The following is a 15,137-nucleotide window of genomic DNA, read 5'->3' on the forward strand; positions in this document are numbered from 1 at the left end:
AGGGATAAAATATGATTTCATTTTGGTTAACGCTACATATTACGACCGTCACACTCAGCAGTATTTTATTTGTTACACGCTGGCTATGGAAATACTGCACTGGATCTCGTTCAAACCACTTTATGCTACGTCATTTATCTCATCTCATTGATACGCTTTTATTGTTATCCGCCATAATGCTCGTCATCGAGTTGCAGCAAATTCCTTTTGTGGTGCTATGGATCACGGTTAAAATTTTCGCCGTGATAATTTATATTTTGTTAGGCTCTCTAGCTATGCATGCTCGCAGTCAACGAGCGACCTTATTATGGGGACTTTGTGCGATCACCGTGCTCCTCTATATTATTCTCCTGGCGCTGACGAAACATCCTCTGTTTTTTTACCACCCACACGTTTGATCCCTTCTTGAATAACTGAGGCAATCTGTCTAGCTCGCATGATAATTGCCTTTGCCGCATCAGGCGGTAAGCACCGCTCTGCTTCATTCACGAATAGCGTTAACCATCGTGTAAAATGTTCTTTTGTTAATGGGATCTTCTGGTTTAATTCAATATGTTTAGCAAAAGCATTACCTCGATATTCGCGCGTTCCTAACATAATGCTATTCCAGAATTGATAAAGCCGCGGCAAATGTTCATCCCAATTCACATGCGCCACATCATTAAATACAGGCCCGAGTATTTCATCTTCTTTCACATTACCGTAAAAGCGGTCAACAAGTTGCTTGATATGTTCTGCCGTTAATGCTTCCATTTTATCGCTCCACTCTAATCGGAATTGATAACTGTTTAAAGATTGCAAATCGGTCAGGATTGAACGTAGGCAGCAGATCGGCCAATGTATAATCCATTAAAACATCAATGAAGGCTTGGCTTGCTTCTCGCAAAATTGTGCTTAAGCGGCATATATTACGAATAGGACAAGGCGGCGTATCGCAATCAATGACCTGCAAGGACGTTTCAAATTGATTCACAATTTCATAAAGTGAAACTTTCAATGCTGATGGATTGAGACGTAACCCGCCACCTTTGCCGCGAGTTGCTACAATAAAATTTAATTTGGCTAATTTTCCGACAATTTTAATTAAATGATCGCGCGCTATATGAAATTTATTGGAAATTTCATCGAGTGTCGCTAACTGTTCGGTGCCTAACGCTGCTAAATAGAGCAGCGTTCTTAACGCATAATCAGTCCTGCGGTTTAGTTGCATAATCGCTTTGCATATCTTGAAGTGGGATCGAGGTGAGGATCGCTTTTCCTTGTGAGAGTTGATTGGCTAATTGATGATTGACATCACGGTGTTCTTCTTCATCTAAGCGCACGGCTAAGATAACATCTCTAAGCGTCGCCTCGTCGGCTAATTTCCAATACTGTTTAGCGATATCGGGTGCTGGGCAATTGAGAATGCGACCGGCATCAAGCTCTTCTAAATAATGGGTATAACTTAATACCGCCTCTTCCTCTAAATAGCCGACGAAACGATGTGCAAGTTTTGAGGAAAAAATATACATCATCAAATACAATACAACAAAGATCGCTTGTGCGATAAAAATGATACTTCGTTCAAACCAATTGGGTTTTGCAATATGAATAAAGGTTAATAAATGCATCCTCTCATTGTCGGCTTCCTCAAGCAGCTTCTTAATCCAACCTTCATCATTTTTTATTTTGCGGAGAGCGCTTAGGTGTAATAAGCCAGCCCCTACCATACCAGGAACCGCAGCAACGGTTTCTAACACAATAGCTCGATTGCCATAACGTTTCTTAAAAAATACGTCTGCAAAGAAGCGAAAAAATTTAACCAATCCATACGCCATTTTATCTGTGAAGTTGTTAGCAGGATGATGTGTGTAAGCCATGAGATTAACCCCCATTAATTTTTTTAATGAGGCGCATTGTAATAAAGTTGCATTCTAAATGCAACTTTAAGGTGGGGAGTCATTTTGATTAAATGACGATAGCTCCAGAACCCCTCGAAAGTACCTAATCATAACTTAGAGCAAAATGGGGTGGCAACCCAGAACCGTCGAAACCTGTGATTGTGCATCCGTAGGGCGTCAAATTTAGTCCTTCTGTTTAGCTAGAAATGCTTTAATTATTTGATCAATATCTATCTTTCGATCATCCGAAAAAAGGTAATGCCCCAAAAAATGAATGTGTCGCCAAGCCACCGGCGAAAAATGCTTCAACATTTCTAACCCTTTTGAATTACCCGTTGCTTCATAATGTTCTTTCAGCTTGGACAGTATAATCGAGTTATAGTAGATAACGGCGTTTGCCAATAAACGGCCACATTCATTGCTGATCGCAATTTCAATATCATTTCTACCGCTGAGTTGTTTGCTACCATGTGCACGCGCAATCGCTGCGCGTAATTGATGATACGCTTCTAGTTGGTTTTGTGAACGATGAACATTTTTTTGTAGCTTTGGATCGGAAAAATATTTGAGTGTGTGGATGCTGCGGATCAATTTATCATATTCAAATAACGCCTTCTGGGTTCGATTCAAGGTGGTGTAATTGCAAAGTTTTTTCACCAACGTACTTTGGGTCATTTCTTTCAATCCTAATGTGGCGATGATCCGCGATAAATTCGGCCATTCTTCTTCAATTAATTGGCGATCCAATTGTCCCGCAGGTTTTATCAAACAACCTTGATATTCTAATAAATCGTTGCCACAAAAAAGGTGGCGCCGTTGCGATTCAAGATTGGTAAATCGAGGAAATAACTTTGCACCAAACCAATCCATGATCCCAAAATTCGCTTTATTAATGCAGTGCATGTCGCCAGTAACCACATCTGGAACAATGTCTGTTGTATTGTTATACCAAATATCGAAGGTGTAGTAGCTTTCATGCTCGTGTGCGCCAATTAATTCAAGTTGCAAAGGAATATGGTTACTTAATAGAGTATAAGCCACCACCCCTTTTGCGTTGCCGAAATATTTTTTTGAATTACGAGCCTTAGCCGTTTCAAACTTCACCGTATATTTCTGTCCATCAACAGCGCTATAGATCCAGTCTATATCGATGGAATAATCCGAATAAATCGGTAGTTTTTTAGTGCCATTGCTGATGAGGTTGCTTGCTGCTTTGAGTGTCGCGAGTCTAAAATGTGTCGCATAAACCTCTTGCAATCGCTTACGTGGGATCCCCGCGATCTCAGCCATACTCACATCATCGTGATTCATCGCTTGTCCAATCAAAATAGCCAGTAAACAATTATCAAGATCGCCGTGTTTTGCATAACGGGGCTGCAATGGCGTTAACGCCGACAAAAAATGACGTTCGTCATTTACAAAACGTAACACCTCGGTGATGTCACAGAGTGGCAGTTGTTTGTAAAATTCGTTGACCATTTCCTCTGCTTCATCGTCACCTTTTATTTTGCGTAAATGCAAGGTGCCATCTTTCTCGTCATAGCGAAGGTGAAGTAATTTACCTGCTTTTAAGTCACGGTTAAATGACATCAAAAGTGTGTGTAATTCATCAAATAAATAGTCCAATCGTTGTTTTATTGGGCTTCGTGACGCTGAAATATCCAACTCTTTTAGTACTTTTTCACATTGATCCAGTGGCACTAACTCATGATGAAATGATCGATGAAGAATACTGTCATTTAAATAAATTTCACCGGATTGAATACGCTTCCTCAATTGTCGATAAAGCCAAAATTCATAGCGATCAGCCTGTAATTTAGCATTACGTTGCTCATCTTTTATCAGCAGGTAATGTTCAAGCCGTTTGGGGATTGTTTTTTCTGGACATTGATTGACTTCGCATTGCTGTAGGCTTTTTTGTTGTGAGAATAACGCTTTTAACCAATGGATGGCTTGTAACCACGGTAGATCCAAACGATCACTGTCAAAGTCAAGTGCCATGACTAATGGGCGTAAATTGTTTTTTAATCGCTGTGCTTGGCTATCAATCGCCGCCCATTTGAAATCGATCTCTTTGAGCAACTTGTGGGTTGGCGATACCTGATCACGCAACTCATCTTCCGGTATAATTTTGAATGCTTTTTTTCGAACATGGCCGAAAGCCACTTGGTCAGAAATTTTTTCATCCACGTAAAATCGCGCAAGTTTTCGCATCACTAAATATTCTCGCTGCTGTTCACGCGCATACTTTGAAAATGCTTCTTTTGCAGCCGCTTTTGCTTCTTGATTGAGCTTGTTTAACAAATAACAAAAGGCCTCAATAAAATTATCGTTTAATTGTTGATACCGTTGCCAGACGTAACATAATAAGTAGAGATGGGTTTGATGAGGGAGTAACATTTTTCGTAGTTCATAAATGGAATAATAATGAGCAAGACTCGCATAATAATGTAAATTTTGCTGTGATAGTTTTAATTTTGGCACCATTGCTTTGGCAATCACATAGAGTGGTTTCAGTAATGTCAGTTTTTCTCGCTCCACGACGAGCATATGATGTTTGAAACCTTTAGCATCTTGCTTCAATGCTGCTAATTTCGACAGCGTATCTTCTTTATCCAATAACGTTAACAAGCTGGTTTTTTCAGCTTCGCTTAAGCCATCTTTCAGAATATCAGCCAACCGTTTTCGCTCGGTGGTCAACGCCTCACTCAGAATGATTTGCAACGTGGTATAGCCTGGACGAATAATTTTTTCTTGCTGTAAAAATGTTAGTGATTCCATGACCAAATAATCCAATGTAACGTCACGACGAACCAATGTTAGTAAATAATTGGCTAACCTCGGTTTAAATGTTTTTGACCAACGTCGATAACCAAATTTTTTTGCAATCAAACGGCGCTGCTCAAAATATTCATAGTCACTGATTTCAAATCGCTTTATTTTCATCGATGGAAAATAACGATCCAAAATAAAATTAAGATCATCCTTATTTACTATCTTGATTGTAAAATTGAAAAAGAATTGTTTGGCCTTGAAATAGGCAATTTGTAAAATGGAGTGCACCCAATTTCGTGGACAAGCAACTCTATAATATTCCCTGAGATGGTTCCGATAATAAAATTTATCGGAAGTAAAATTGAATTCACTCCATTACTACTCTTGATAACTAGTGAATTTCATCATCCAAGTATTTCCTTAATCCTGGCTTTTCTACATAATATTCGCCTTTATTTATTTGACTAATCAAATGTGCTTTCATTAATCTTTTTAATGATCTTTGAACGTTGGAGTAAACCCCCTTAACAGAAGTTTTTTGGTCAATTTCACTTAGTAATTCATTTGAAAATGGGCTTTTCCCTGACGATAATCCAAGATAAACAATTTTATCAATTGGCTTCATGTTTTTTTTAATTTCTTCAAATCCTTCGGCAGCTTCAATAAGTTGTAATACATAGTCCAATGAAAATTTTAAACCTTCTCTATAAATTATATAATGACTCACGACCTTCATCATCCAATAAGGTGAATAATCAACTGCTTCAAATGCTTTCGAGAGTTCTGTTTTTGAAATTAATATACCATGTTGTTTTTCTAAATTATTAGAAATAAATTCTATAAATTCACTATCCAAATCAGTGAATGGCAACGTTTCAACAAAATTATAAAACGGTGACTGTGATTCATTAAATAATAAATCCATATAATGCCTTGATGAACCTGTAAAGATTGTTTTCACTTTGCCAAGCCGCTTATCTAACATGGTTCTTAATGCATGAGTTAATGGATCAAATACTGGTGAGGTAGCAAGATGTTGGATTTCATCTATTAGAAGCAATACTGTTTTCTTTTTGGCTTTATTTTGTAGTTTTGTTAATAACTGTTCCGCTAGGATTAACTCTTTACTGGAAGGCTTCTTAGGATCAGTAGCAAATTCCACTTCTACTTTACCAATCAACTCATTACCAAGCGATGTTTTTTTAATCTTTGCTTTGAGTAAGCTACTAAAGGATAATTTTTTATCGAGAGCATTAATAGCTTCTTCTAGTGCTAATATTAATCCTTCATGAGGTGCATTAATATTTTGCCATAAACTTACATAAACTGGTAAATAGTTCTTATTTTTCGCTAATGCGGTAATGTCATTTAGTATGAATAGTGTTTTCCCCTTTCTTCTTGGTGCAATAATTGCGATATTTGAAGATATTCCTACCTCTAATACCTTGAGATATTTTTCTGCTAACTCTGTTCGACGGAAATACCAATTATCCATAACTACGCACCTCTACCTGCAAAACGTATAACTATGCATTATACATGTAGTAATGCGTAGGTCAAGGCGACGGTTCTCGCTCCCCAATACCTATGATGGGTTCTGTTGGGCACCGTTAACTTGAGCAGAGCTTTGGTAGTATAATGACCCCCCAATTAATAAAAAATAAGAGTTTATTATGCCAATTTCGGGTAAAAATCATTTGCAAAAAATAATTATCTTGTTATTCTTCCAACCAGCTTGCACTTAATATTTGAAATCGCCCTCCTTCGACATTAAACAACAGGGGAGATAAATATGAATAAATTTCTTAACAAATTTATAATTATTACGCTTAGTTTTACTATTGCTCAGGTTAGTCTCGCGGATGGCCAACAAGATTGTACAACGTTTATTAATGATGGCAGTGCCGTTCATTGCACCTATACCCAGGGACTTGGTACCGATCGATTCAAGGGCTATTGGATAAAAGTATCACAAGAAAATCATACCTTTTTCGTTTGTGGGAATGATAATAATTCACTGTCAATTTTGCGTCATTCAGCAGCCGATAAACCAGGCAAATACCAAATCGATTTTGCGATTTGCCAGCAGGAAAATGGTAACTGTCCGATAAGCAAACCAGATCGATTTACCATCTCTGTAGATAAAAATGGCAATTCAATGTCTAATCCAGCAATTACTCAAATAACATTTACCATACCAACTACATTTGATACTTGTCACGTAGAGCAACAACGCCAAAATTAAATCGCGCTTTCATCTGCCGACAGCGTGTTGTCTTGTTGTTTAGCAACAAGACAACACGATCATCTCGTAGATAATTTAGCTATTACTTTTATCTAATGAAGCGGCGGTATTACTATTAACAGGCATGAGTGAGGGTGTACCAGTACTACTAGTGATTGCATACCTGTGTTAGTAATACTTAAGTTAGAAAGCGCTGACGCTGGTTGCCACAGACGAACTGCTAGCAGAGGATGACAATGCCGTGGTATTTGAATTTCTAATAACATTGACTGATTCGGTTAATTGAGCAAATCGCTGCTTAACCTTATCATTATTGATTGCACCAACTGTTACCAGAAACAATTTCAAGGTGACGTCTTTTCCAAGAGAGTCTTTTGTTTGCTTCTTAAGATGTTCATGAGCGTGAAAAAAGACTTTATCTAAATCAAGCTCAAATTCTGAATCAGAACGTTATTGGGTTTACAAGCTTGATGCGATATCATTCGATGAGTTGATTAAGTATGCTCAACCATTGGATTGTCATAAACAGCTTTCTATAGCTTGTTAGTTTGTCACCAAAAAATAATATATTAATATACAAATAATTAGGAGATCTGTATTATCAAAATAAAATTATCTTTGTTATATACTTCATTATGGAGTGAGGAACGATAGTGATTAAGAAAGAAACATTTCAAAATTTAACTTCAATAATTAAACTTGATAGTGTTGTATATCCTGGCGATCCAACATTTCAAATTGAAAATGTTTGTTCTATTTCTCACGGCTCAAGTTTTCACTTATGTAAAATGAGTATGAGTAACCATCTTGGCACCCATATTGATTTTCCGAGCCACGTAATACAAGGTGGTAAAACTTTTAATGATTTTTCAGTAGAAAATTTTATTGGCGATGGAATTATAATTGAAGTTCCTTCGAATTATACTGCCGTTAGTAAAGATCTAATAGAATCTTATGTAAAAGAAATTCATAGCAGTGATTTTGTTTTTTTTAAAACGGAAAATTCAAAAAGAATTTCAAAGTATGGCAAGTTGGCCAATAATTATGTTTATATTACAACGGATGCTGCCAAATCATTATTAGAATTAAATGTAAAAGTCGTAGGTATAGATTATATAAGTGTTGACTCACTAACAGATGAAAAACTGCCTGTTCATAATTTACTATTGGGAAACGATGTGTTAATAATTGAAAATCTTGAATTAGGTCAGGTCAAGCCTGGAAAGTTTAATGTTATCATTGCTCCATTGAATATTGATGGAATTGATGGATCTCCTGCAACCGTATACGCAAGGAAAATAAATCAATGAAAAGGAATGCGACTTTTATTAAACTGTCGAAAATACTAAATAGCGATTTAATATGATTTTTAAAGGTAACCCTCCCCTAAAATAAGACTGCGGAAAAGTAGAATTTCCTGGTAATTTAATAGCTGAGAGGAGATTTGAACATGAAGAAGAGTAAATTGGGTTCCGTCACAAATAAATAAGCAGGCTAAAAAACCCCAAAAAACACTTTCCCTAGGCGTAGTTATGCTGCAAGCAAATAAAATTGTTCATGCACAGCCATGTTGGCAGCGTGTTGGTGCTGGCCTTTACGTAACATGCGGTGCAATTCAATGCCTGCGATAGTCGCTTCTGCCGAATCAAAAGATTTAAATCCCATCATGGGTTTGGTAATTCGTTTAACAGCACGGTGGTCTTGCTCTAAAATATTATTTAAATATTTTATTTGACGAACATGAATTTGTAAAAATAAGCCGCCCAACATAAACATTAACGCCAACTGTATATTCACTTCATCGACCCCCGCTTTATTAGCGCCACTTTTATCCATCGTCATTTTCTCGGGTAATCCGTGTTGGGTAATACATTTTTGAAAAAATGAAAAAGCGGCCTTTCTATCGCGTTTTTCTGATAGTTTTAAATCAATCGTATCGCCAAATTTATCAACAGCCCGATATAAATAAACATCTTTACTTTTTAATTTCAAATACGTTTCATCCATGCGCCAACTCACATTGACAGGTCTTTTATGTTTTTTTCTAAACTCTTTTTCTAATAATGGAGAATAGTGAACAACCCAGCGGTGTATCGTTGAGTAATCAACATGAAGTCCGCGCTCGGCTGCTAATTCTTCAATATCACGGTAGCTTAGTGAATACGCCAGATACCATCGGACTAACATTAAAATAATATCTTTCTTAAATTGTCGCCATTTAAAGCTAATCATTTTATTCAACCAGGCAAGTTAGATGGGAGTCAGTTTATCAAATCTAATCAAACTAGCGTATCGTTGCGACAGAACCTTGATGCGTCATGTGATATTGTTTTTACTGCAGAAGAATGGAAAGTCGCTTATAGGATGACTCACCATAAAAAGCCGCCAAAAAAGCCCATTGCTCTTTCAAACATGCTAAATTTAATTGCGCAATTCGGTGGATATCTTAATAGAAAAAATGATGGAGAGCCTTGCCCTACTGCAATATGGATTGGGCTACAAAGGCTGCGTGACTTTATTAGGGCTAAAAATGTTTATGATGATATTGGAAGCTAAAAACTTATGGGCAATGATGTGCATGATTAGCATGCATCCAGCAACAAAAGTGGGTTGTAAAAACAAAGAAGAGTTTTATTATTCTTATGTTAATAGCTCATACCCATATGATTTTGAAGAGTGAAATATTAAGCTACAAACCAGCATTAAAAAGCCAGATTTAAAGAAGAGGTAAATAGTATGGAAACATCAGATAATTATGTCATTGATTTTAGAGAAAGAATTTGTAATATTACAAGCAATTATCCAAAGCAATATTTCACTGGCAACATTTTCTCTAAGAGGTTACCTACCAAAAACTAAGCAAGGTATGCCAGTAATATTTTATATACACGGCGCTGGTTTTATTGCAGGAAGTATAAAAACGCATGGTAGTGTTTGTCGTTTGTTAAGTGAAAAGCTTTCTTATGCTATTATATTAATTGATTATTATTTGCGAAGGAATGATTGGTGTATGAGCAAATTAATATTTTTAGGATACAAGGAATTTTAGTTCTATGAGTAAGCAAATAAAAATATTGATTGCAGCGGATACTACAAGGCTTTATATAAGTGGGGTTTGTACGTATTTGGAACAGTTGGTTAAAGAAGCTGAATGAACTACTTCTGTTTCTGTCGTATTTCGTATAATTACTTCTGATGATTTCCCTGCCGTTTGGTATTCTATATTTCCTGACATTAAATTAGCTAAATTAAGTTATCATCAAGTTGTGAGTATCATTGAAAACTTTAAACCTGATCATATTCATATAGAAACAGAAGGCCCCATCTGCATGGCAGTACGAAAATATTGCCTTAAAAATAGTGTTAATTTCACTTCTTTCTTTCACACTCGTTATGATACTTGTTTAAAAAAACGCTATTATATTCCAGAAATTATTACCATGTTTTTTTTAAAAAAATTTCATAATGCTAGTAATCATGTAATCACATGGGGAAATTCCACTAAAAAATTTTTATTATCTAAAGGATTTGCTAATGTCGTTACGTTATGTCCTAGCCGAGATAATTCAATATTTTATTGTCATGATGTTACCAAACCAATAAATCGTAAATATCCAAGACTATTATATGTTGGAAGAATTGCCTCAGAAAAAAATATTAATGATTTTCTGGACTTACCTTTTGTAGGAAAAAAAACCGTTGTAGGAGATGGGCCACTTTTAAAAATTTATCAACAAAATTACCCCCATGTAATATTTAAAGGCTATTTATCAAGTGAAGAGATCGCTAAAGAGTTAAATCAAGCAGATGTCTTTGTGATGCCTTCTCGTGCTGAAACTTTAGGCTTGGCAGCATTGGAAGCTATTTATTGTGGATTACCTGTAGCTGGATATTCGATAAACGGTTTAATTGATATAGTTGACCAAGGTGTTTCAGGTTGGTTGGCAGATGATTTAAATTATGCAATAAATCAATGTTTAATGCTTGAACGAAGCTCCGTTATAAAGACAGCGCAAAAATTTCCTAGTACACTTATCGAAAATTTTTTAAAATTACTAGTTCCTATCAAGTAACAAAAGTGAAAAAAGCTATTTATTAGAATGAATATTTTCAAATTTTTAGGAAACATTAAAATAGCAACATTATATGAAAATCTATTTTACAAAAAATTTTCTTCTTTAGCCGTTGTATTGGTTCAGCGGGAATCGGACAAACGGGCCCATCCGATTTGAGACGAGTTGATTAGGTAACCCTCTCCTAAAATAAGACTGCGGAAAAGTAGAATTTCCTGGTAATTTAATAGCTGAGAGGAGATTTGAACATGAAGAAGAGTAAATTGAGTGAATCGCAGATCATAGCGATGCTAAATGAAGGGGCGGCTGGAGTTTTGGTTAACGACTTATGTCGAAAATACCAAATTTCATCAGCCAGTTATTATAAATTGAAAAGCAAGTATGCAGGAATGAACGTATCGGAGCTGAAGCGATTAAAAGAGCTGGAAGCTGAAAATCGACGGTTGAAAACGATGTATGCTGATATCAGTTTGGAATATAAAATCGTCAAGGAAGTTCTTGAAAAAAAGTACCCAGAGCTGATAGACAAAAATTAATTACTGAGGTGAGACACGATTTTAATGTAAGTCTCAATCAGGCTTGTAAGGCCATGTCTGTCAGCAAAACGGCTTATTATTATGAGCCTAAAAAACGGGAAAGTGATCGCGAGATTGAATGTTACTTATTGGATCTGGCGATAGCGCATAAACGTTGGGGTTTTGACAAGATGATGTTGAAAGCAAAAATGGATAATAAACCATGGAACCATAAACGAGTTTACCGGATTTATTGTGAAAATAGCTTAAATATTAGGATCAAGCCGCGTAAGCGAATACGCGTAAGCGAATACCTAAAGGTGAGGCTAAATCATTATTTCAGCCGATTAAAAAAAATGTGGTTTGGTCAATGGATTTTATGACGGATGTATTGGACACCGGCCAGAAATTCAGGACTTTCAATGTGATCGATGACTATAATCGCGAATGCTTATTGATCGAGCCCAGTTATACACTACCGTCAACTCGAGTGACCCAGTTACTGGACCACATAGCGTCATCTCGTGGCTACCCCGAGATGATCCGTGTTGATAATGGCCCGGAATTCACATCACGCGAATTTAAACAATGGGCCAAAAAAAATCATATTTTAATTTGTTATATACAACCAGGGAAACCAGCACAAAATGGATTTATTGAACGATTTAATCGTATCTTTAGAGAGGATATTTTGGATATGAATTTATTTGGCAACTTAAGTGAAGTGCGAGACTTAATCAAGAAATGGATCCCTCTGTATAATCACGAGCGTCCACATGAGTCTCTCGCAGGACTTTCGCCAAGTCGATTTGAAGAGTACCGCCTGAAAACAGTCGGAAATAAATTAGAAAATTCTCTTTTCAACTAGTTTTATAAATGGGCGATACAATTCCGCTTACTAAATCTCCCGTATCACTTTTGATTCTGGCTTAATCCATACAGCTTCTTTGATTTTTCCAGTAATATAATTATGATCTCGTAGGTCTTGAAAAACTGCTGATGGCGTCCATCCACCTCCTCCTGAGAATAAAAAATTAGCATTACGTAATTCATTAAGATACTTAGCTAACTCTAATTTTGTTGAATATGGAAGTATCCATTGACTCCTTTTAAATAGCTTTCTTTTTGAGCCAAGCTTTTTAAGCAAGGAAGTATGTGTTGATTTAATAGAATAAATCAGAACTTTATTATTACATATAGCTAGAATGATACTCATGTTAGTATTCATTTGTATCTCCAAACTGGCCAAGGATCAGTAGGGATAGAATCAACAACTAGTTCAGGTCCACCTCCTGGCAAGCCAACACCTGGCCCTTGAAAAAATCTATTGCCTTCCAATGGACTTCTTGGATTCATCTCTTCAATTCTTGAAATTCTGGTAAATCTAAATCCTTCCTTTAATGTACCAGGTTCAAGCCCAAGTGATTTTTCAAGTTTTGAAACCTTATAATAACTAATTGTATTACCATTCGAAAAAAGGCCAAGTTCATATTTCTCATTTGCTCTTATAGGCCCCAGTATTTCACCGATCGCTCTATAATCAGTTATAAAAGTTCCATCTCGTCCAATCGTACTGTAATTATTAAACCAGCTTTCGGGCGATAAATTGTAGCCTACGCCCTTTTGTAACATCCATTCTTGCCTGTATATATAACTATATTTCTCCACCCCCACCAAAGGCTCTCTAAAAAACCTCACTCCCCCCAACACTTTCGGAGCAGTAATGCTAAATACTTTTCCAACTAGACTGAGTGCGCCTTCACCTAGGGTTTGTCCAACAAAATCTTCTGCAAAATGCTCATAGGCATTATGGGTATAATCCGTTTGGTTTCCTGTGCCGAAGCTAGCCCAAATGTTATGTTGTATTGTTCTTCCTGCGGTGCCATTAAACCCTAAGTCTTGTAAGGTTCGAATGTTTAAGGCGGCGGAGTCATTTGCAAGATTATCCACGATATTCCAAAAACCCTGATCTAAACGCTCCAAGACCGTGTGGTGTTCTGGCCCTGAGTGAACATGTCCTGCTGAGGTGGGTTGAGGATCCGTTGGAGATGGAACGATTTCAATCGGCTCATGCAAGATCTCTTGTATTTCTTGCTCAAACGCCATCCACTTAGCCGTCTGTTGCTGTTGTTGCATTTGTTGTTGTGTTTGCCAGCGCTTTAAACGAGCTTCTTTGAGTGGCTGTTGCTTTGCTCGTAGCAAGTAAGCAGGGGGTTTATTGTAAGCGTGATTTTTGGCGTTCACAGTCAGTGGTGTTCCTTGCAGTTTCTTTCCAGCGTGTGAGCCAATCGACGATACCATACCCGCTTGTTGATGGCCATAGCCTTGTTGTTGGTAGCGTTGTAATTCTCGCTCGAGTCGTTCTTGAATGTGAGCACGTTGATCGCGCATGCGGGTGACGGTTTGTTCATTCATTAGCACTTGCTCTAGTAACAACTCCGCTCCTAAGGGCTGATGAAAAATAATCGCTCGCACCGCATCGTTCGCCGCGGTTTGTAGGCTTAATTCTGCAAAAGCTTGTAACCGTTGAGCAGGGGATACTAAACCGGTGGCGGGGAGTTTTCCAAATCGGGCATGATAGACACTGTTAACCGCCGCATTCAATTGCGCTGCCCAATCCCAGTGCTTTTGCACGCCAGTTACTTTTTCTAAGATATTCAGTGCTGTGGTATAGGTTTCATTGCGTGTTAAGCGACTGAAAAAATCATCTTGGCTGGGAATGGACTGAAACGCCATCAATGCCGCTTGCTCACCGCCTTGAAGGGCTGCTTTGCCTAATTCATGCCATTGAATGCGAATAATTTGATTATCTTGATACACGTCCTTGGCAATTAGAATGCGTCCGGTTATAGAACTCTTTGTCTGCTAAGCTTAGATCCCCTGTACCATTTTGCCCTACTCAACAACCACCCCTAGTCCTTGAAATTCCATTGCATCTGTAAAGTTTTTTAATATCTCTTTCTGCTTGTTTTGCGAAATTGGTGTTCCATCATCCCATTGATAAAAGGTGATCGATTTTATTATTTCGCAAAATCTACCATCAGGCAAAACCCCATTATTAAGTTCAATTGTAATTTTTCTTGATCCTTCTCGATATTCAGAAGTAAATCGGCCTGTTCTTTGAACGATAAATCCTTTATTACTTTGTACTCCCTGTTTATTTAAATAAGTAAACATTTTATGACTCCTAATTGTTTCTAAAACCAAACCTAGGTTTCAGATTTAACTCATCTAAACCTAGTATATTGCTATTCATAAATATCTCTGATTGTTCAGCTCTATAAACACTGGAGGGGTTAACTTCACCGATTAATGATCTTACTTGTCCACTAGCATGCTGAATCATTTGCGTTGATACTTTTGACCAAATTTCACGCGCCTCAGTTTGTGAAAATGGAGAATCCAAACCAAATAAATCCATTTGATCAAGCCATTTACCACCTGAAGTCATTTCAAGCGTCACACCACCATTTGCCGCGGCATATTCTTGAGACAAACGAATACCAGCATCACCACGCCCCAATCCTGACCAAAGAATTAATTGGCTACGAGGAGTTTTTAGACCCAATTGATTTGCGTGTTCGATAACTTGTTGGGACGTCCATCCTTCTAGCGGATGTTTTGCGAGCATTGAAGCAGAGCCTAACTC

General features: G+C 37.3%; 19 protein-coding genes. 9 read left to right on the plus strand and 10 right to left on the minus strand.

From position 1 onward, the window contains the following. The first annotated feature begins 11 nt into the window (after window positions 1-11). Window positions 12-398: a SirB2 family protein gene (locus tag KIT27_11215; GenBank protein MCW5590215.1), complete on the plus strand. Its 387-nt coding sequence runs from the start codon at window positions 12-14 to the stop codon at window positions 396-398. Here the strand turns inward: KIT27_11215 and KIT27_11220 are convergent. The 5 genes from KIT27_11220 to KIT27_11240 all read right to left on the minus strand — a co-directional run bounded on the left by KIT27_11220 (window position 343) and on the right by KIT27_11240 (window position 6,150). Then, complete coding sequence (locus KIT27_11220; protein ID MCW5590216.1) at window positions 343-753, minus strand: group III truncated hemoglobin; 411 nt, start codon at window positions 751-753, stop codon at window positions 343-345. The two genes, KIT27_11215 and KIT27_11220, sit on opposite strands and share 56 nt — an antisense overlap. A 1-nt stretch (window position 754) precedes the next feature. Continuing rightward, entirely contained in the window at window positions 755-1,210 is a 456-nt protein-coding gene (locus KIT27_11225) for an Rrf2 family transcriptional regulator (GenBank protein ID MCW5590217.1), read from the minus strand. Next, entirely contained in the window at window positions 1,188-1,859 is a 672-nt protein-coding gene (locus KIT27_11230; protein MCW5590218.1) for an alternative oxidase, read from the minus strand. The genes KIT27_11225 and KIT27_11230 overlap by 23 nt, the downstream gene beginning before the upstream one ends. A 204-nt stretch (window positions 1,860-2,063) precedes the next feature. Next, on the minus strand, window positions 2,064-4,943 hold the full coding sequence (locus KIT27_11235) for a Tn3 family transposase (GenBank protein MCW5590219.1): 2,880 nt from the start codon (window positions 4,941-4,943) through the stop codon (window positions 2,064-2,066). Between the two features lie 103 nt (window positions 4,944-5,046). Next, window positions 5,047-6,150, minus strand: coding sequence for a hypothetical protein (locus tag KIT27_11240; GenBank protein ID MCW5590220.1), 1,104 nt, complete (start codon window positions 6,148-6,150; stop codon window positions 5,047-5,049). A 297-nt stretch (window positions 6,151-6,447) separates the two neighbouring features. Here KIT27_11240 and KIT27_11245 point away from each other — a divergent pair, with 297 nt between their 5' ends. Both KIT27_11245 and KIT27_11250 read left to right on the plus strand, forming a co-directional pair. Next, complete coding sequence (locus KIT27_11245; protein MCW5590221.1) at window positions 6,448-6,900, plus strand: hypothetical protein; 453 nt, start codon at window positions 6,448-6,450, stop codon at window positions 6,898-6,900. 653 nt (window positions 6,901-7,553) lie between these two features. Then, a complete protein-coding gene (locus KIT27_11250; GenBank protein MCW5590222.1) occupies window positions 7,554-8,210 on the plus strand; it encodes a cyclase family protein in 657 nt (218 codons plus the stop codon). Between the two features lie 220 nt (window positions 8,211-8,430). On the opposite strand, the gene KIT27_11255 is transcribed toward KIT27_11250, so the two are convergent. Next, the gene (locus KIT27_11255) at window positions 8,431-9,132 is read right to left on the minus strand and encodes an IS6 family transposase (GenBank protein MCW5590223.1); all 702 of its coding nucleotides are present in this window, start codon (window positions 9,130-9,132) and stop codon (window positions 8,431-8,433) included. 63 nt (window positions 9,133-9,195) lie between these two features. Here KIT27_11255 and KIT27_11260 point away from each other — a divergent pair, with 63 nt between their 5' ends. The 6 genes from KIT27_11260 (at window position 9,196) to KIT27_11285 (ending at window position 12,356) form a co-directional block, all read left to right on the plus strand. Beyond that, window positions 9,196-9,456, plus strand: a complete 261-nt coding sequence (locus KIT27_11260) for a hypothetical protein (GenBank protein MCW5590224.1) — start codon at window positions 9,196-9,198, stop codon at window positions 9,454-9,456. Further along, window positions 9,338-9,580, plus strand: a complete 243-nt coding sequence (locus KIT27_11265; GenBank protein ID MCW5590225.1) for a hypothetical protein — start codon at window positions 9,338-9,340, stop codon at window positions 9,578-9,580. The genes KIT27_11260 and KIT27_11265 overlap by 119 nt, the downstream gene beginning before the upstream one ends. Before the next feature lie 75 nt (window positions 9,581-9,655). Beyond that, on the plus strand, window positions 9,656-9,949 hold the full coding sequence (locus KIT27_11270; GenBank protein ID MCW5590226.1) for an alpha/beta hydrolase fold domain-containing protein: 294 nt from the start codon (window positions 9,656-9,658) through the stop codon (window positions 9,947-9,949). Between the two features lie 280 nt (window positions 9,950-10,229). Further along, entirely contained in the window at window positions 10,230-10,973 is a 744-nt protein-coding gene (locus KIT27_11275) for a glycosyltransferase (GenBank protein MCW5590227.1), read from the plus strand. A 248-nt stretch (window positions 10,974-11,221) separates the two neighbouring features. Next, on the plus strand, window positions 11,222-11,509 hold the full coding sequence (locus tag KIT27_11280; GenBank protein MCW5590228.1) for a transposase: 288 nt from the start codon (window positions 11,222-11,224) through the stop codon (window positions 11,507-11,509). Window positions 11,510-11,858: 349 nt separating this feature from the next. Continuing rightward, entirely contained in the window at window positions 11,859-12,356 is a 498-nt protein-coding gene (locus KIT27_11285) for a transposase family protein (protein MCW5590229.1), read from the plus strand. Between the two features lie 30 nt (window positions 12,357-12,386). On the opposite strand, the gene KIT27_11290 is transcribed toward KIT27_11285, so the two are convergent. The 4 genes from KIT27_11290 to KIT27_11305 all read right to left on the minus strand — a co-directional run. Then, on the minus strand, window positions 12,387-12,704 hold the full coding sequence (locus KIT27_11290) for a hypothetical protein (GenBank protein MCW5590230.1): 318 nt from the start codon (window positions 12,702-12,704) through the stop codon (window positions 12,387-12,389). Window positions 12,705-12,712: 8 nt separating this feature from the next. Continuing rightward, window positions 12,713-14,308, minus strand: coding sequence for a hypothetical protein (locus tag KIT27_11295; GenBank protein MCW5590231.1), 1,596 nt, complete (start codon window positions 14,306-14,308; stop codon window positions 12,713-12,715). A gap of 75 nt (window positions 14,309-14,383) precedes the next feature. Beyond that, window positions 14,384-14,665, minus strand: a complete 282-nt coding sequence (locus KIT27_11300) for a hypothetical protein (GenBank protein MCW5590232.1) — start codon at window positions 14,663-14,665, stop codon at window positions 14,384-14,386. 10 nt (window positions 14,666-14,675) lie between these two features. Next, window positions 14,676-15,137, minus strand: a 462-nt coding sequence (locus tag KIT27_11305) for a hypothetical protein (GenBank protein ID MCW5590233.1), incomplete at its 5' end; no start/stop codon positions are given.

The sequence above is a fragment of the Legionellales bacterium genome, from assembly GCA_026125385.1.
Lineage (GTDB): Bacteria > Pseudomonadota > Gammaproteobacteria > JAHCLG01 > JAHCLG01 > JAHCLG01.